The 19457-nt window shown below is 38.9% G+C and carries 16 protein-coding genes; 3 read left to right on the forward strand and 13 right to left on the reverse strand.

Features of this window, described 5'->3' with window-relative positions:
• Positions 1–32: 32 nt before the first annotated feature.
• The 4 genes from lspA to murJ all read right to left on the reverse strand — a co-directional run bounded on the left by lspA (position 33) and on the right by murJ (position 6025).
• Positions 33–548 (reverse strand): signal peptidase II, encoded by a 516-nt coding sequence (lspA, locus tag HC728_RS06890; protein WP_005417644.1) that lies wholly within the window; start codon positions 546–548, stop codon positions 33–35.
• A complete protein-coding gene (gene ileS / locus HC728_RS06895) occupies positions 548–3406 on the reverse strand; it encodes an isoleucine--tRNA ligase (RefSeq protein WP_012533712.1) in 2859 nt (952 codons plus the stop codon). Before ileS ends, lspA begins: the two co-directional genes overlap by 1 nt.
• A 36-nt stretch (positions 3407–3442) precedes the next feature.
• The gene (gene ribF, locus HC728_RS06900; RefSeq protein ID WP_005417633.1) at positions 3443–4375 is read right to left on the reverse strand and encodes a bifunctional riboflavin kinase/FAD synthetase; all 933 of its coding nucleotides are present in this window, start codon (positions 4373–4375) and stop codon (positions 3443–3445) included.
• A 90-nt stretch (positions 4376–4465) separates the two neighbouring features.
• Positions 4466–6025, reverse strand: coding sequence for a murein biosynthesis integral membrane protein MurJ (gene murJ, locus HC728_RS06905; RefSeq protein ID WP_017018299.1), 1560 nt, complete (start codon positions 6023–6025; stop codon positions 4466–4468).
• Positions 6026–6247: 222 nt separating this feature from the next.
• On the opposite strand from murJ, the gene rpsT reads away from it, so the two are divergent.
• Complete coding sequence (rpsT, locus tag HC728_RS06910; protein WP_005417629.1) at positions 6248–6508, forward strand: 30S ribosomal protein S20; 261 nt, start codon at positions 6248–6250, stop codon at positions 6506–6508.
• 121 nt (positions 6509–6629) lie between these two features.
• Here the strand turns inward: rpsT and HC728_RS06915 are convergent, their stop codons facing one another.
• Together HC728_RS06915 and nhaR are read right to left on the reverse strand one after the other, a co-directional pair.
• Entirely contained in the window at positions 6630–6926 is a 297-nt protein-coding gene (locus HC728_RS06915; protein WP_005417627.1) for a helix-turn-helix transcriptional regulator, read from the reverse strand.
• A 63-nt stretch (positions 6927–6989) separates the two neighbouring features.
• Positions 6990–7880 (reverse strand): transcriptional activator NhaR, encoded by an 891-nt coding sequence (gene nhaR / locus HC728_RS06920; RefSeq protein WP_011261240.1) that lies wholly within the window; start codon positions 7878–7880, stop codon positions 6990–6992.
• 415 nt (positions 7881–8295) lie between these two features.
• On the opposite strand from nhaR, the gene HC728_RS06925 reads away from it, so the two are divergent.
• Entirely contained in the window at positions 8296–9441 is a 1146-nt protein-coding gene (locus HC728_RS06925; protein ID WP_054775644.1) for a Na/Pi symporter, read from the forward strand.
• Between the two features lie 69 nt (positions 9442–9510).
• On the opposite strand, the gene HC728_RS06930 is transcribed toward HC728_RS06925, so the two are convergent.
• From HC728_RS06930 to rppH, 5 genes are all read right to left on the reverse strand, one after another.
• Positions 9511–10362 (reverse strand): thymidylate synthase, encoded by an 852-nt coding sequence (locus HC728_RS06930; RefSeq protein ID WP_005417622.1) that lies wholly within the window; start codon positions 10360–10362, stop codon positions 9511–9513.
• 78 nt (positions 10363–10440) lie between these two features.
• The gene (lgt, locus tag HC728_RS06935) at positions 10441–11274 is read right to left on the reverse strand and encodes a prolipoprotein diacylglyceryl transferase (protein ID WP_190395232.1); all 834 of its coding nucleotides are present in this window, start codon (positions 11272–11274) and stop codon (positions 10441–10443) included.
• Positions 11275–11286: 12 nt separating this feature from the next.
• Entirely contained in the window at positions 11287–12090 is an 804-nt protein-coding gene (locus HC728_RS06940) for a sulfite exporter TauE/SafE family protein (protein ID WP_017018294.1), read from the reverse strand.
• Positions 12090–14351, reverse strand: a complete 2262-nt coding sequence (ptsP, locus tag HC728_RS06945; RefSeq protein ID WP_012533055.1) for a phosphoenolpyruvate--protein phosphotransferase — start codon at positions 14349–14351, stop codon at positions 12090–12092. The genes HC728_RS06940 and ptsP overlap by 1 nt, the downstream gene beginning before the upstream one ends.
• A 38-nt stretch (positions 14352–14389) precedes the next feature.
• Positions 14390–14902, reverse strand: a complete 513-nt coding sequence (gene rppH, locus HC728_RS06950) for an RNA pyrophosphohydrolase (protein WP_005417607.1) — start codon at positions 14900–14902, stop codon at positions 14390–14392.
• 597 nt (positions 14903–15499) lie between these two features.
• On the opposite strand from rppH, the gene mutH reads away from it, so the two are divergent.
• Complete coding sequence (mutH, locus tag HC728_RS06955) at positions 15500–16168, forward strand: DNA mismatch repair endonuclease MutH (RefSeq protein ID WP_190395233.1); 669 nt, start codon at positions 15500–15502, stop codon at positions 16166–16168.
• Between the two features lie 54 nt (positions 16169–16222).
• On the opposite strand, the gene HC728_RS06960 is transcribed toward mutH, so the two are convergent.
• Positions 16223–17560 carry a sigma-54 dependent transcriptional regulator gene (locus tag HC728_RS06960; protein ID WP_190395234.1) on the reverse strand — a complete coding sequence of 446 codons (1338 nt, stop codon included), beginning with the start codon at positions 17558–17560 and terminating at the stop codon, positions 16223–16225.
• 387 nt (positions 17561–17947) lie between these two features.
• Positions 17948–19453 carry a lysine--tRNA ligase gene (gene lysS, locus HC728_RS06965; protein ID WP_005417603.1) on the reverse strand — a complete coding sequence of 502 codons (1506 nt, stop codon included), beginning with the start codon at positions 19451–19453 and terminating at the stop codon, positions 17948–17950.
• Positions 19454–19457 lie beyond the last annotated feature (4 nt).

Raw genomic sequence — 19457 nt, forward strand, 5'->3', positions numbered from 1 at the left:
GGGTAGCGTTCATTGATTATGCTCTATGAGTTTTATTGCTCTTTTTTACCAGAGCGGAGACCATCCAAAATGATCAAGCCCGCACCGATACATATGGCTGCATCCGCTAAATTGAATGCTGGCCAATGATAATTACCCCAATAAAAATCGAGATAATCGACAACGAAACCATGAACTAAGCGATCAAAAACATTACCAATAGCACCACCAATGATCAGTGCATAAGCAATATTATTCAATTTATCTTTCTGCGGAGCTTTACGCATCCAATAAACTAACAAACCACATACGCTAATAGCAATGCCAGTAAAAAACCAACGTTGCCAACCAGCTTGATCACTTAAAAAGCTAAATGCTGCACCATAGTTATGAACATAAAGAAAGTTAAAGAAAGGCAATACTTCAATACGGTTTGCCCAACCATAACCCATTTCTTTCATCACAAATAATTTGATGCTGATGTCTGCCATAAAGATGATCCCCGCTAGCCATAGCCAGCGGAGTCCTGATTCTTTAAGCAGCGGTAATGTTTTCTTATCGCTAGTCATTATGCAAATTTACGCTCTTCGCCTTCGCCGTCAATATTAGATACACAACGACCACATACTTCTTCATGGCCCTCGATAGTACCTACATCAGCAACATGGTGCCAACAACGCTCACACTTCGCCGCTTCAGAAGCAACAACGTCAACAAACAGACCATCTAATTCTGTTGCTTTCGCTGATTCTGTTTTCTCGCTCAGTGGTTTAACCGTTGCAGCTGAAGTTAGAAGAACAAAACGCAGTTCATCTTCTAATTTGTTGATTTTAGCAATTAATGCATCATCAGCGTACAGCGTTACTTCTGCTTGAAGTGCGCCACCGATCACTTTTTCACCACGAGCAGCTTCAAGTAATTTATTTACAGAAGCACGAACTGCTTGGATATCAGTCCAGAATTCATTATTGAACTCTTCACCTTCAGCAAGATCAAACAGACCTTGGTACCATTCACCTGTAAATACGAATTTCTCACGCTCACCTGGCATTTCATTCCAGATTTCATCAGCTGTGAATGACATGATAGGAGCCATCCAACGAACTAATGCTTCTACGATGTAGTAAAGCGCCGTTTGACAACTGCGTTGAGCGTGACCGCCCTTCTTCGCTGTATATTGACGATCTTTAATTACGTCTAAGTAGAAAGAACCCATTTCGATTGAACAGAAATGCATCAAACGCTGAGTTACTTCGTGTAAGTTGTATTCATCGTAAGATTTGATGATCTCTTGCTGTGCTGCAAATGCACGACCTACAGCCCAACGATCTAACGCTACCATTTCTTCTGCAGGAACGATATCTGTTGCTGGGTTAAAGCCACTTAAGTTTGCTAAGAAGAAGCGAGCTGTATTACGAATACGACGGTATGCGTCAGCTGAACGTTTTAGAATTTCATCAGAAACTGCAACTTCGTTAGTGTAATCAGTAGATGCTACCCATAGACGAAGAATATCTGCGCCTAGTTTGTTTGTTACATCTTTAGGTGCAACAACGTTACCGATAGATTTAGACATCTTACGACCGTTACCATCCACCACGAAACCGTGTGTTAGTACTTGGCGGTAAGGTGCTTTACCTTTCATCGCTACTGATGAGATCAACGACGATTGGAACCAACCACGGTGTTGATCTGAACCTTCTAGGTAAAGATCTGCACTGTGCGTTCTTTCTTCTTCTGGGAAGTTGTATTCTTCACGAGAATCAACAACAGAGAAGTGAGTTACGCCAGAATCAAACCATACGTCTAAAGTATCTAAAACTTTTTCGTAGTTTGCAGCATCTTCTTCGCCCATAAGCTCAGCGGCATCAACATCCCACCATGCTTGAATGCCTTTTTCTTCAACTAGTTTCGCTACTTTCTCAATTAGCTCTAGTGAATCAGGGTGCAATTCAGCGGTTTCTTTATGTACAAACAGAGCAATTGGCACGCCCCAAGTACGTTGACGAGAGATACACCATTCAGGACGGCCTTCGATCATACCTTCAATGCGGTTTTGACCCCATTCAGGCATCCACTCAACACTCTTCACTTCTTCTAACGCTTTTGCACGAAGACCCGCTTGATCCATTGAGATGAACCATTGTGGCGTTGCACGGAAGATGATTGGCGTTTTGTGTCTCCAGCAATGTGGGTAGCTGTGCTCGTACGCGTGATGATGCAGTAATGCACCTTTTTCTTTTAGTACTTCAAGAACTGAATCGTTCGCTTTGAATACGTGTTGACCAGCAAATAGCTCAGTATCAGGAAGGTATACACCATTTGAACCAACTGGGTTTGCGATTTCTAAATCGTATTTTTTACCAACCACGAAGTCTTCTTGGCCATGACCAGGAGCGGTATGAACAATACCTGTACCAGAATCAGTCGTTACGTGTTCACCTAAAATTGCAGGAACCGTAAAGTTGTAGAATGGGTGGTTAAATTGAAGAAGTTCTAAGTCAGAACCTTTAGCAAAACCTAAGTTATGGTAATGTTCGATGTTTGCACGATCTAATACTGACTTAGCCAGTTCAGAAGCAAGGATCAGACGTTGCGCTTTTTGCTCACCGTGTGCTTCTACTTGTACTAATACGTATTCAAGATCTGCGTGTAATGCCACTGCACGGTTTGCAGGAAGAGTCCAAGGTGTTGTTGTCCAGATAACAACTGATAATTCACCTTCACCTTGATGGCCTTCAGGCGTGCTGAATTTCGCTAATGTAGCAGCTTCGTCAGCGGCAACAAAACGTACATCAATTGATGGAGATACTTTATCTTGGTATTCAACTTCCGCTTCAGCTAGTGCAGAACCACAATCCGTACACCAGTGAACAGGTTTGAAACCTTTCAATAAGTGGCCTTGGTCAGCAATTTTACCTAAAGAACGAATGATGTTTGCTTCAGTACCAAAATCCATTGTGCGGTAAGGTTTATCCCACTCGCCCATAACGCCTAGACGTTTGAAGCTCTCTTTTTGACCTTCAACTTGGCCTGCCGCATATTTACGACATTCTTCACGGAATTCAGCAGCAGAGATCTTTTGACCCGGCTTACCTTTTTTCTTTTCTACCATTAATTCGATTGGTAGACCGTGGCAGTCCCAACCTGGAACATACGGCGCATCGAAACCAGAAAGTGTTTTCGACTTAATAATAATGTCTTTAAGAATCTTGTTTAGTGCGTGACCAATATGGATGTCACCATTTGCATAAGGAGGGCCGTCGTGTAATACGAACGATTTCTTACCTTTTTTCGCTTTACGGATTTCACCGTAAAGGTCTTCATCGTACCAACGCTTAAGCATTTCTGGCTCACGATTAGCCAAGTTACCACGCATTGGGAATCCTGTTTCTGGCAGGTTCAAGGTATCTTTATAGTCACTCATTGATTCTTAATTCCGTTACTTGGGCGAAATGAAATGTTATCTATTTTCAGACAGCCACACCCGCGCTGCCTGAGAATCTAATTCTATTTGTTGTTTTAGAGCGTCAAAAGACTCAAATTTATGCTCGTCTCTTAATTTATAAAGCAATTCAACATCCAACTGTTGACCATAAAGATTTCCTTTATAGTCAAAGAAATGAACTTCAAGTTGCTGACGAGCGCCATTTACCGTTGGGCGATGACCGATATTGGCAACACCACCTAATTGTTTCCCTTCGCTATCTTTAGCTTGCACAACATACACTCCAGAGACAGGAGAAACACAACGTTTTAATGGGATATTCGCTGTAGGAAAACCTATGGTTCGTCCTAATTTTCGACCGTGGGATACACGACCTGTAATACTATAATGTCGCCCTAACATGGTTGCGACATCATCTAATTTATTATGTAAAAGTGCAGAACGTATTGCTGTGCTACTTACTCGTTGTTGCTGTAGGCAAAAACTTTGTGTGTTCACCACTTCAAAGCCATGTTTTTTACCTGCTTCTTGCAACATGGCAAAATTTCCTTTGCGGTGTTTACCAAAACAGAAATCATCACCCACAACCAGAAACTTAACACCCAACAGTCTCACCAACAAGTCTTCGACAAACTCATCAGCACTTTGTTCTGCAAATTTCTGATTAAAATTAATACATAATAAACGTTCTATTTCTAGCTTTTTAAGCTGAACAAATTTATCTCGTAAACGAGTTAATCGTGCCGGAGCCTTTTCTTTTGCAAAAAACTCCATAGGTTGAGGCTCAAAAGTCATTACGACAGACGGTAAGCCTAGCTCTTTAGCTTTAGACTTAACTTGTTGTAATACTTGCTGATGTCCTAAATGAACACCATCAAAATTACCTATCGTCATTACGCAGCCTTTATGGTCTGGCGTAATATTGTGAATACCTCGGATTAATTCCATTATCTCAATATCAATTTATTCGCTTAAAAAAACTGACGAATTATATACTAATGAACTCATTCAGACCACTGAACAAAAGCAATTCTTAATTTAGACTGATGCTCTTAAATGACGAGGACGCAATCCAAATACAATTGCTGTGATTAAGTAAGAAGTGGCACCTAAACCAATAAAGGCAAATAGCATCATCACTCGCTTAGCCAAATCCCACTCTAACCAGATGCTCATGCTCGGCATCAGCCACAGTAAAATAGATACCATAACACCACCTGACACAATTAACTTCAATACAAAAAATACCGTCTCTTTTGATAATTTATATACGTTTGCTAAATGCAGTCCTCTATATAAGAGAACCATATTAACTAATGCAGATAATGCTGTCGCCATAGCAAGGCCAACATAGCCATAAAAATAAGCAAAAATAGCATTAAAGAACATGTTAGTTACCATGGCAATGATACCGTAACGAACTGGTGTTTTAGTATCTTGACGAGCGTAATAACCAGGCGCTAATACTTTAATTAACATAAAGTTCAGCAAACCAGATGCGTAAGCCAATAAGGACAGAGAAGCTTGGTGTACATCATTTGGAGAAAACTCACCACGCATAAACAAAACCATGAGCATTGGTTTAGCCAATACCATTAAGCCCAGCATGGCTGGAATACCAAGTAAAATCACCATTCTCACCCCCCAATCCATAGTTTGCGAGAATCCATCGCCTTCGGCATCGACATGTTTACGTGATAATGCTGGTAATATCACGGTTGCAATAGCAATACCAAATAGCCCTAAAGGAAACTCTAACAGACGATCTGAATAATATAGCCAACTGATCGAGCCCGTCGCTAAAAAGCTGGCAATAAAGGTATCAAATAATAAGTTGATTTGACTAACAGACACACCAAATAATGCTGGGATCATTAAGGTTCTGATTTTTACCACACCAGGATCATTCCACCCCCATTGTGGGCGAACTAACATCTTTGCTTTATAAAGAAATGGAAGTTGGAATAAGAATTGGATTAAACCGCCTAAAAAGACACCTATTGCTAAACCGATTTCTGGCTGCTCTAAATTAGGAGAGACAAAATATGCACACGCAATAATAGCTATATTAAGGAAAACAGGTGTAAAAGAAGAAACGGCAAACTTACCAAGAGTGTTTAAAATGGCCCCAGACAAGGCTACAAATGTGATAAACCATAAATAAGGAAAGGTAATTTTTAAAAGAAAGCTGGCCAGCTCAAATTTAGGTGCTGCTGGACCATCATTTAGCCAGTCCATAAACCATCCGGCCCCAAATAATGCGGTAACGACACCTGAGCCGATAATACCAAAGAAGGTAACAATGGTAACTAATACGCCCAATGTTCCCGAGGCTTTTGCAATTAATTCTCGTGTCTTATTATCGTCTCCACTAGCATGATATTCAGTTAAAACAGGGACAAATGCTTGAGAAAAAGCGCCCTCTGCAAATAGACGACGTAAAAAGTTGGGGATCTTATTTGCAAAGAAGAAAACATCAGCCGATGCTCCTGCTCCCATAAGATTTGCAACCACGACATCACGGACTAAACCGAGAACTCGAGACACTAAAGTCATGATGCTGACTATTAAGCCAGAACGTAAAAGTCGTTTACTCACAAAAAAAACCTCATAAAGATGGTAATGATGACCATAAAGAGCTTACTAACTGGAAAAAATGCTGTTAGAATGCACGTCATCTTAACCGTGTTTTGCCAGTTTCATCAAACTTTTGTTTGAGACAGCTTGGTTTTTACACAAATCATTTGACATTTGGGTTCAAAGGGTGCATATTTCCCGACCTTAAATTGTCACCGAACTACGTTTTTGGGAGTTAGACCCTTGGCAAATAGTAAATCTGCTAAGAAGCGCGCAACTCAAGCTGAAAGACGTCGCCAGCACAACGCTAGCCGTCGTTCAATGATGCGCACTTACATGAAAAAAACTATCGCAGCTATCGAAGCTGGCGATAAAGAAGCTGCAACTGCTGCACTAGCAACTGCAACTCCACTTCTAGACCGCATGGCGACTAAAGGCCTTATTCATAAGAATAAAGCTGCACGTCATAAAGCGCGTTTCACTGCTGCAATCAAAGCTCTTTAATAGAAATTTGATTCTCAGTTAGAAATAAGAAAAAACCGACTTAGGTCGGTTTTTTTATATCTGCAATTTGAAGAAAAAAGAAAAAGCTCTTACAGCCCCTTCCTCTCCTTTTCTCTATAACTTACTTTTGACAATATAAATCGTGTAGTAATTGAATCACAGATCTTACTTCTTGACTATTTAATGAGTAAAAGACCGTTTGAGATTCTTTTCTTGTTGATACTAACTCATCACGACGTAACCAACCTAAATGTTGTGACAGTGCAGATTGGCTTAATTCTAATTTTTCTGCAATTTGACCTACCGACAATTCGCCATCTAATAGTAAACACAAAATGAACAATCTACGTTCGTTAGCCATCGCTTTTAATAATGTCACCGCTTGTGGTGCATTATCTTCCATCATTTGTAAGTCCATATAGACATCCACCTTCTAATTTAGCTCTGGCTAATTTAGCTTGTTACTTACTGTAATTGCAAATTAAAAATCAAATAAATGCGAGAAGTCTGCTTCACAAATACTTTTCACTGCTGGGTGCTGTATCATTCTTTCTGCAAAAATGACGTAATACTCTTCTTTTAGATCTCTTACATCTGCAATCTTATGTAAAGATAAATCAGAATCCGCTTCATTCATATATACAGAAGGCGCTAAAAAAACCGCATTATTTTCACGAGCAAATGCTTTCATTAATGCAACATCATCAAACTCACCTAAAATATTTGGAGTCACGCCTTGTTGATCGCACCATTGAACCACTTTTCTTCCCATTGAAGTACGACTACCTGGGATTAGTACCTTATGTTTTTCTAATACCTCAGGAAATGTCACTCCTTTAAGTTCTTTTGAACAAAAGAAGCTCATCTCACATTCACCCAACTTTTTACTGAATAACCCTGAATTTTGGCTTGAATCTACAGGACAGTCTGAAAGGATCATATCCAATTTATGTTGAGATAATTGTTCTAGTAATAATTCATGCGTCGATTCAAAACAACGTAAGTGAATAGATGCATCTTCAGGAACGGTTGTTGAAAGCACCTTACTAACCAACCTTTTAGAAAGCGCATCAGCAACACCAACATCAAATAATACATTCGCCTGTTGGCTATAATTTACGATATCTAGCATTTCATAACTTAAACCAAACATACGATCGGCATATTTATAAATAAGCTGCCCTAACTCTGTAGGCTCAATATTACGACCATTACGTTTAGTTAACTTTCCATCAAGTCTATCTTCTAATGCTTTAATCTGACCCGTTACCGTTTGAGGGGTTAGAAATAATGCCTCAGCCGCTTTAGTTACAGAGCCTTGTTTACATACCATCCAAAAGTAATACAAATGGTTATAGTTTAAATGAGACATTACGATTCCTTTTACTACTCACGTTATGAATTACGGCAATAATCGTTAATATTGTTTTGCTCTAAACAAGATACGTCATTTATTACAGCAATAGCAAATACTTCGTAAAAAGTACAACAAATAGCAAAATAACTCGACTTTTCCGCATCCAGATTCTTCAAAGCGTCATACAAACGCAATATAGAACAAAATAATCCCAAAAAATAATTTATATTCCATTTTCTAATAACGCATATAAACCATTAAATATCAAAAACTTAAAATAAATAAAAATCATGTATTCACTCAAATAATCGAATATGACGCATTTATTACAGTTTTATCCTCCACTGTAATATTTCTGAAATATTCGTTATCTACTATCGCAGCAGATTAAATAAACCGACAACATAATTTCTCGGTACGGAGCTTTACTATGAATACCCAATCAATTTCTGCAGCAACAATGAGCAATACCTCGCGCATGCTGCGTTGGGCGAACTTAGCATTTATGCTTTACCTTCTTCTTTTAGCGGTTTCTATGGTTGGCACAGGCTTTAAATGGTCTGTAGGTGAAGAAGCTAAAGTTCTTTTTGAATTTGCTGCTCACCCAATTGCTGGCTTAATGATCGGCTTAGTTGCAACGGCATTAATTCAATCATCTTCAACAGTAACATCAATCATTGTTGGATTAGTTGCTGGTGGTTTACCTGTTGAAACTGCAATCCCTATGGTTATGGGTGCAAACATTGGTACAACTGTTACGAATACACTAGTAAGTCTTGGCCACGCTCGTTGTAAGAACGAATTTAGACGTGCTTTTGCTTGTGCGACAGTTCATGACTTCTTTAATCTACTAGCGGTAACTATTTTCTTACCACTAGAGATGATGTTTGGTATTTTCCAAAAACTATCAGCATGGTTAGTATCTCCACTATTAAACGCTGGTGATATGAGCATGAAAGGTTTTGATTTTATCAAGCCAATTACAAAGCCGGTAATCAGTGCGATTCAAGAGCCACTATCAAACTTTGGTAGCATGACTGGTGGTCTACTAATGATTGCTCTTGGTATTACTATTTTGTTCATCGCAATTACCTTGATGGGCAAACTAATGAAGAGCCTAATGGTTGGTCGTGCAAAAGAACTACTTAAAAGCGCAATCGGTCGCGGTCCTCTACACGGTATTGCATCAGGTACTGCGGTTACAGTTCTTGTTCAATCATCATCAACAACAACAAGTCTAATGGTTCCACTGGTTGGTACTGGTGTTCTTAAAGTTCGTGATGTGTATCCATTTACTCTAGGCGCTAATATCGGTACTTGTGTAACCGCTTTACTAGCAGCGACAGCGGTATCTGGTGAATACGCAGTATTTGCACTACAAATTGCATTAGTTCACTTATGTTTTAATGTTATCGCAACATTGGTTATCTTCGGTACTCCGTTCCTACGTGAGTTACCAATTAAAGGTGCTGAGTGGATTGCTGAAATGGCTAACCGTAACAAAAGCGTTGTTGCTGGATATTTAGGTTTTGTATTTATTATCCTGCCAGGTAGTGTATTAGCACTAACGGTATAAGACTAAAAATACGTGTCTCGTCCTAAAATACGTTGACGATTTTAGGACGAGACAATCTAATAAATAATATTAAACAGAGAAAGGATACTTTATAGCCTCATGGCTTTCATAGCCAACCACTTCAAAGTCATCCATAGTTACCCATGTTTCTAAATCTTCTAATGACTTAATCTCAGGGTTTATTTTAAAGATCGGCGCTTGTAACGGTTCACGTTTTAGCTGTACATTTTGCATTAACTCAAGTTGGTCTTCATAAATATGTGCATTTACAATCTTATGGTACGCCTTACCTGCTTTATGCCCTGTAATTTGTGCCACGATAGCTAATAGAAAATAAACTTGAACCATATTGAAGTTTAGGCCTAGAGGCACATCACAAGAGCGTTGAGTGCTATTTAGGTATAATGTATCACCTAATAATGAAAAATGATGTGAGTACATACACGGACGCAAACAACCCATATCAAACTCACCAGGGTTATAAAAATTTAAAATTTCACCACGATCATCAATTCCCTGACTTAAATCATCAATGATTTTTTTCAGTTGATCGACAAACTCACCATTTGGTTTCGCCCATGAACGACCTTGAACACCATATACTCGCCCCATATCATCATCACCTTTACGGTGAGGGTTGTTTAGCCATGCATCGTTAAGATTAGCATTCGCATCCCATGTTTTAGTGCCAATTTTACGGAAGTCTTCTGCGCTATCGTAACCACGGATATAACCAATCATTTCTGCAACTGCCGCTTTCCAAAAGCTCTTACGCGTTGTAACAAGAGGGAAAACACCATTTTCTACATCATAAGTTAAATCCGCATTAATCACCGTTAAACAACGCTTTCCTGTGCGCTCGTTTTCGATCCAAGTTCCTTCATCTACAATGCGTTGGCATAAATCTAAATACTGCTTCACGGTCATTTCTCTCAAAATTTAACTTAAAAAAATGGCCTCATGAGTTCAGAGGCCACTATATAATAAAACTATTCTAACTTATTTTTTCTTTGCCGTACTTTGTAGTTGCTCAACTGATGGGTACAAATTGCGTTTAAATGCCCAAAGCATCATTAATAAGCCACCAATCACCATTGGTAGTGACAAAATTTGTCCCATTGAAATCCAATCACCAAATAAGCCTAACTGTGCATCTGGTTGACGTACATACTCGACCAAGAATCGGAATGTACCATATCCAAATAGGAATAAACCTGAAACTGCGCCTAATGGACGAGGTTTACGAATAAACCAGTTTAGAATAAGGAATAATACAACACCTTCAAGGGCAAATTCATATAGCTGAGAAGGATGTCGAGGGAAAGGACCACCCGTTGGGAATACCATAGCCCAAGGCACATCGGTAACACGTCCCCACAACTCACCATTCATAAAGTTACCTAAACGACCCGCTCCCAGACCAAATGGTACCAATGGTGCAACGAAGTCTGCAATCGTAAAGAAGCTACGATTATTCTTATAACCATACCAAAGCATTGCTGAGATAACACCCAGTAAACCGCCATGGAAGGACATACCACCGGTCCATACCTCAAATAAGTACAGTGGGTTATCTAAGAAGTAGCCGAAATTATAAAACAGCACATAACCAACACGACCGCCGATCACTACACCTAAAAATCCAGCAAACAATAGGTCGCTAACTTGATCTCGTGTCCAACCACTATTTGGTTTATCTGCACGCTTATTAGCAAGCCATAATGCAAACATAAAACCAAATAAATACATTAATCCATACCAACGAACCGCTAATGGACCGATCTCAATTAATACAGGATCTATATGTGGGAAGTTCAAATACCCCTGACTCATGACTACTCTCTTTTATCCTAAAAACATTTTGCTGCCAATAAATACTAGAAATATGGCAAAGATTTTTTTTAACGTTGATGTCGGCAAATGCGATGTTAACTTTGCGCCAATTCTGGTGGTCAAAATAGACGTAACACCAATACCACATAATGCAGGTAAGTAAACATACCCTAAACTCATTGAAGGCAAGTTAGTTACTTGTACTCCATGAAGAATAAAACCTATCATGCCAGCAAGCGCTATCAAGGTTCCGCACAAAGAAGAACTACCAATGGCTTTTCTCATTTCTACGCCATGAAAACTTAAATAAGGTACCGTTAATGACCCACCACCAATTCCAGCTAAGCTTGATACAACACCAATAACCCCACCAGAAGCGGCAATTTTAAGCGGAGATGGCATAGTTCTGGTTGCTGTAAACTTAAGCGCTAATAACATTTGTAAAGCAAGCAGAAGTACAATAACGCCAAATACTTTTGGTAAATATTGGCTTGGAATTAATTCTGCAACGTAGCTACCAAGAAAGCCACCAGCAATAACTCCAGGAGCCAAACTACGGATAAGTGCTACTTCGACATTGCCTAAACGTAAATGGTTCAACGCAGATGACGTTGAAGTTAAAATAATCGTTGCAAGTGAAGTACCTAATGCCATTTGCATTACGATTGAACTATCGATTCCTGCTTGAGGTAATAACCACAATAAAGCGGGAACAACTAACAAACCACCACCAATTCCAAGTAATCCAGCCATTACGCCAACGATACTACCTAGCAAAAGATATAAAACAAAAAGCGAACCAAAATCCACTGTCATTACCTGCCTGCTCGAATAAACCCTGAGAGTTCTTTCTCTTCAAAGAAGCTAATCATATCAGTTAAAATTTGCTCTGCATCATCGTGATGTAAAAGAGTCGCAACTAATTGTTCAACTTCTTGCTGCGATACCTGCCTAATAATGTATTTTACTTTGGCTACGTTAGAGGTATTCATACTTAAACTTTGATAGCCCAAACCAAGCAGTAATAAGCAACCAATAGGATCCCCCGCAAGCTCCCCACAAACACTAACAGGCAATTTATATTGATTTGCTGTATCAATAATTTGCTTTAAAGCAAGTAACACGGCGGGATGATAAGATTCATAGACATGTGAAACTCGTGCGTTATTTCGATCTACCGCTAAGAGGTATTGAGTTAAGTCATTAGTACCTACAGAAATAAAATCCACTAATCCAACAACTCTTGGTAACAAGTAGAGCATAGAAGGCACTTCTATCATCATACCTATACGAGGTTGTGAAAAGTCTCCTTCCGATTCACCAAGCACTTCTTCATAGGCTTGATTAATAAGCTTTCTTGCTTGCTTTAATTCGGGTAAGCCTGAAATCATAGGTAACATAATGGATAAATTACCATTACCTATATTTGCTCTAACCATCGCTTTTAGCTGCAGAAGAAAAATATCAGGATGATCTAAAGTAAAACGAATACCACGCCAGCCTAAAAATGGATTTTCTTCTTCGATAGGCAGATACGGTAATGGCTTATCACCACCGATATCTAACGTCCTCATAATCACAGGCTTTTTCGGATACGTTTCTAAAATAGTTTTGTATTGTAGATATTGCTCTTCTTCCGATGGGAATCGCTGTTGCAATAAAAAAGGAATTTCAGTTCGATACAACCCAACGCCATCAACACCCTGATTAACAGCAATACTCGTGTCGGCACTTAACCCAGCATTCAAATAAATTTTCATTTGATGCTCATCACGAGTAAATGTTGGTTTATCAAGATCCTGAGTGATTAATTCAGAAAGAGCTAACTCTTCATTTTGTAATTCGGTGTATTCTTGAATTAACGCTTCTGTCGGCTTGATATATAAAGCGCCGCTATAGCCATCAACAATCGCTAATTTTTGATGATAGTGAGTCGGGTTAAACTCCACCCCCATAATAGCGGGGATCCCAAGGGCTCTTGATAAGATGGCAGCGTGAGAGTTTGCTGCGCCTTCAAGCGAAATAACGGCTTTTAATTTATCTTGAGGAACACTGGCGAGCATAGAAGCCGTCAGCTGAGTGGTCACTAAAATTACAGGATGAGCTAAATCCAGCTCTAACTTACCTTCATAATTTAAGAAATAAAGTAACCTCTGACCTAACTCACGAACATCATTAGCCCGTTCACTGAGATAGGAATCACTCATTTTTTCAAAACGCCCTGCATATGACTCAATAACTTGACGTAATGCCCATTCGGCAGAATCACCTTGGTTGATCTGTTTTTTCAGATCCCCCTTCAACATAGGATCGTTTAATAAGTGAGTAAAAAGATCAAAAATAGCCAACGTTTCGGTATTTAATTCTTGCTCAAAACGTTTTTTAGCTCGGCGGAAATCTTTTAAAGCCAACTCAACCGCAGTACCTAAACGATCTTGTTCTTGCTCTGTATCAAGACATGAACTTGGCAGAATCGATTCTATTCTTGGTTGCGCATCATCAAACCATAATGGAGCAATAGCCACACCATTTGATGCAGAAATACCTTTAAATTGCTTTTGTTCAATCGATTGGGGTTGTAATTGAATCGACCAACTTTCATGAGCTTTAGCATGAGCAAGTACAACTGCAAGTTGGGCTGATAATGTGACTAAAAAGGACTCTTCAACTTCAGTAAACTGACGCTTTTCCTTTTGCTGTACAACAAGTACACCAAGGTTTTGACGTCGGTAAATAATCGGGGTTGCCAGAAAGGAATTAAACTTATATTCGGCAATACTAGGAATGTATTTATATGAAGGGTGTACAGAAGCATTAGCTAAGTTTAGCGGCTCACAACTGCGTGCAACCAATCCAACTAAACCTTCATCAATACCTAATGAAACGGTCTTGGGTTTCGCTTTTAATCCTTCTGTCGCCATTAATTCTAAGCGCAGGTTATCATTACTCATCAAATAGACTGAGCAACACTCTGTATGCATAGAGTTACGAGTATTTTTCACGAGCAACGCTAAAGCATCATCAAGAGACTCCGCTTTAGCTACGTGATCAACTATATCCCTGAGTTGAGTAAGCATGCTTGCCAATCCTTAAGGTTATATAAGGTATCGACCGCTTAACCTTTTTTACCTTTCCTTTTAAATTTTCGTTCCTTAAACGGCATAGCGATCACCGCGAACTCTTTTAGTGCTCGACGGTAAACATCACGCTTAAATGAAACCACTTGTCTTACAGGGTACCAGTAGCTTACCCATCGCCAACCATCAAATTCAGGCGAGCGATCTCTTTGCATATTAACCTTGGATTCATCACATTCTAAGCGTAACAAAAACCATTTTTGTTTTTGTCCGATACAGACAGGTTTAGAGTCCCATCTAACTAGACGTTTCGGTAATTTATATCGTAGCCAATGACGGCTGCTTGCTAAAATACGAACATCATTTTTTGTCAGACCTACTTCTTCGTATAATTCACGGTACATGGCTTGTTCTGGAGTCTCTCCATCATCAATACCACCTTGCGGAAATTGCCACGAATGCTGTCCGTATCGCTTCGCCCAGAATACTTGACCATGGCTATTACATATCACTATCCCGACGTTCGGGCGGAAACCATCGCCATCTATCACTGGATGACCTCATCATAAACTTATATTGACTCTGATTTTTTCACAGATCGGCTCTTTGAGCAAACAGGATCACGCTTTCTTGTCACGTTTTACCAAAATAACCTGATTTTCTGAATAACTTTTAATCACTGCTTAACTTATCAACACAACAATGAGATATAAGCCACATTTATTCACCTTTTCTGTGTATAACTTTGTGCAGAAGCTAAAAATAAATCACAAACGATAAAAGTTAGCTCTTTCAATACAAAATAAAAACAGAGACAGTAAATACATAAAAAACAATAAAACCAACAAGTTAAATTAAGGATCTTTACTTTGATCTTTTCTCTGAAAAAGTGGTTGGATAATATAAACACAGATCGGTTAAAGATCCATCAACAAGCTAATTACCCACAATCAAGGCTATCTGATTAAGTATAAGAGCTAAAAGTCAATGAGTTATTCAAAATTAAAGCACTGTATATGGATCCAGAAAAATAAGAGATGAATAAAATATATACACTATTGTGGATAACTTACGAAGATCCAAATTAGGTCAAAAAATAATGTTGATAATATGATAATCTATTCGTTCAATCATGTTGAAGAGTCTTTATGAGCTTACCACCACCAAATACTATTGATGAATTATTACAGCGAGCAGAAAGCATTGCAGGCTATACGCTATCTGAGTTGGCAGAGCAAGCAAATATACCAGTACCTGAAAACTTAAAGCGAGATAAAGGCTGGGTTGGTCAATTATTAGAATGGCATTTAGGCGCTTCAGCAGGTAGTAAACCTCTACCTGATTTCATTGATCTTGGAGTCGAATTAAAAACCATTCCAATCAGCTATACTGGCAAACCATTAGAAACCACCTTTGTTTGTGTTGCCCCATTAACAGGCGTTCATAGCTTACAATGGGAAGAATCGCATGTTCGTCATAAGCTTGCTCATGTTTTATGGATCCCTGTAGAAGGAGAAAGAGAGATCCCTGTAGGGGATCGTCATGTTGGATATCCAGTTTTATGGCAACCTTCTTTAGAAGAAGAACAACAATTAAAACAAGATTGGGAAGAGTTAATGGATTTAATTGTGCTCGGTAAGGTTGAGTCAATTACAGCAAAACATGGCGAAGTTCTTCAATTAAGACCTAAAGCAGCAAACAGCCAAGCATTAACTGAGGCTTATGGTGAAAATGGGCAACCGATAAAAATGCTACCTCGCGGTTTTTATTTAAAAACTCAATTTACTCATTCTATATTAACTTCATTCTTCAGCTAAAAAAATAGGCCTACCTAATTCAAGGTAAGCCTATTTTTTCAATCAAAAGCTCGGTTAGCTATAGCTTCTCGGCTCTGAAATTAAATTATGTTTATTCAATAAACGATACATAGTTGCTCGTGAAACACCCAGCTCTTTTGCCGCTGAAGATACTTGACCATCATGAGATTCTAATACCATCAATAATGCATCTCGCTCAGAGTTTTCACGGATAACACGTAAACTACGTTTAGTTTCACTGCGTTGTGGTAAATCTAAATGTTCAAGATCAATTGTCATGCTATCGGCAAGTAATACAGCACGTTTCACTTGGTTTACCAATTCACGAACATTACCTGGCCATTGATAATGTAGCATGGTTTGTAATGCTTCTTCAGAGAACGTTCTTGCTTGTGTATTGTATTCTTTTGCATAACGCTGTAAGAAATGCTCTGCTAAAACCGAGATATCTGAACTTCTCTCTTTTAAAGACGGAACATGAATACGTAATACATTTAAACGATAATACAACTCTTCTTTAAAGCTGCCTTCTTCAATCGCTTTTTCTAAATCAATGTGGCTTGCAACAATTACACGAACATCTAAATCAACAAAACCTTTTTCAGTCTCAATATTACCTTCTTGTAGGAATCGTAATAAATGCTGCCGCTGACTAGCTGGCAAATCATTAATATCATTTAAAAATAATGTACCACCATTGGCTTGGAATAATTTTGATTCTTCCGGTGACGAAGAATGAGAACCAAACAGCTCCTGCTCAATCTTGCTTTCAGATAACGAACCACAATTTAATGAAACAAATGGACCTTTATTACGGCCTGATGATTCATGAACTGCTTTTGCTACCGCATCTTTACCTACACCGCTTTCACCAGAAATAAGAATAGAAACATCTGTTGGAGCAACACGGCGAATTTGATCTCGTAAACGTTTCACCGCAGGTGCTTCACCTAAAATACCTAGATCCGATTTATTACCCATATTAGGCCATACTTTACGCTCTAGCTTAAGCATACCTAGCTGGTGACCAATCGTACTTAATAATTGAGCATCTGGAATCGGTGCAGTGAAGAAATCAATACAGAAGTTTACAATGAACTGGCAAATAGTATCTGAACTTAGCTGAGACTCACGGATGAAAGCCATCCAACGAACTTGCTTATTGTTATTTACTAATGTTGCAATGCCATTAAGACTAAAATCATCTTGGCTTAAATCAACAATACCAATACATGGCCCAATCTCGTCAAACAGAGCTTGAGCTGCTCGAAGATCATAGCAACGATGACAACGCCAACCTACTTGTTCTAAAACGGCTAACCAAGGTTCATAGCTGCCACCAACAACAACTAAAGAGCCTGGAACCGAATCCATACGAAATTGAGTACCCATAACACTACCTCTAAATTCTTATTTCTAAACCAACTAAAAATGTTTCTTAGATGCAACTATACAGGTTTTAAGACCTTATCTCGTCTCACAAATGAGATGCGCGTCATCCTTTTAACAAAAAAAATACATCTCGAGCATAATAAATAAATGACAGTTAACATATTAAAGAAATAGTTGAATCAAATATGAGATTGGAGAAGATTTATTGCATAAAAAAAAAGGTTTTTATTACTTTTTAACCGTTACATGACTATTAATTTGAATTGTAAAAATTAAGTCAATTGATAAAAAAGTGTAGTTATTTTCTCATTTTTAGTGCTTTGAGTAAGATAAATAAAAAAAGAGCGGCTATTTAGCCGCTCTTTCATCATCTTTATTTATTCTTTATTACGCTTGTGGACGCATTGATGGGAATAAAATAACGTCACGAATTGTGTGCGTGTTAGTTAATAGCATAACTAAACGGTCAATACCAATACCCTGACCAGCTGTTGGTGGTAAACCATGCTCAAGAGCTGTGATGTAGTCTGCATCGTAGTACATAGCTTCATCATCACCAGATTCTTTAGCATTAACTTGCGCTTTAAAACGCTCGTCTTGATCTTGTGCATCATTCAGCTCAGAGAAACCATTAGCAACTTCACGACCACCAATGAAAAATTCAAAACGGTCTGTAATGAAATCATTGTCATCGTTACGACGTGCTAATGGAGAAATATCAGCTGGGTATTCTGTAATGAATGTTGGTTGCATTAACTTAGGTTCAGCAGTTTCACCGAAGATTTCTTCAAGAAGCTGACCACATGTCCAGAAGCTTTCAACTTCAACATGTACAGATTTAGCAATAGATACCATTAGATCGCGATCTTTAACGCCTTCGTATGTTAGCGCTTGGATCTCAGCGTGATCTGGGTTGTATTGTTTGATCGCATCTAACATGCTCATACGAGCGTATTTGCCACCAAAATCAACCGTGTGTTCACCGTAAGGCATTTTGTCACTACCTAAAACAGATGTTGCTACTGTAGATAGCATTTCTTCTGTAAGGTCCATTAGATCGTTGTAATCTGCGTACGCCATGTAGAATTCCATCATTGTGAATTCTGGGTTATGACGTGGAGATAGACCTTCGTTACGGAAGTTACGGTTAATTTCGAATACACGTTCAAAACCACCAACAACTAAACGTTTTAAGTAAAGCTCTGGAGCGATACGTAGGTACATATCAACATCAAGTGCATTATGGTGCGTTACGAATGGACGAGCAGAAGCACCACCAGGGATAACGTGCATCATAGGAGTTTCAACTTCCATGAAGCCTTTATCAACCATGAAGTTACGGATAGCAGCAACCACTTTAGAACGAACGATAAATGCATGACGTGAGTCATCATTTACGATTAGATCTACGTAACGTTGACGGTAACGCATCTCTTGGTCTGTTAAACCATGAAATTTTTCTGGTAATGGACGTAATGCTTTTGTTAGTAGTACGTACTCTTCCATGTTCACGTAAAGATCGCCTTTACCTGACTTATGAAGTGCACCTTTAACACCGATGATGTCACCGATATCCAAACCTTGGTATTTGTCTTTTAGTTCTTTTTGAACTTCTTTTGCCGCGTAAGCTTGGATCTTACCAGACACTTCTTGAATCAATAAGAAAGGACCACGCTTAGCCATAACACGGCCAGCAATTGCAACAACGTGGTTCAGTTCTTCTAGCTCTTCTTTGGTCTTTTCACCAAATTCAGCTTGAAGATCACCCGCTAGGCTATCACGACGGAAGTCATTTGGGTGGCCATTAGCTTTACATGCTTGACGAATATGGTCTAATTTACCACGACGTTCAGCAATCAGTTTGTTTTCATCTAGTTGTACTTGTTCAGTCATAATG

The sequence above is a fragment of the Aliivibrio sp. S10_S31 genome (assembly GCF_014694495.1).
In the GTDB taxonomy this organism is placed as follows: Bacteria; Pseudomonadota; Gammaproteobacteria; order Enterobacterales; family Vibrionaceae; genus Aliivibrio; species Aliivibrio fischeri.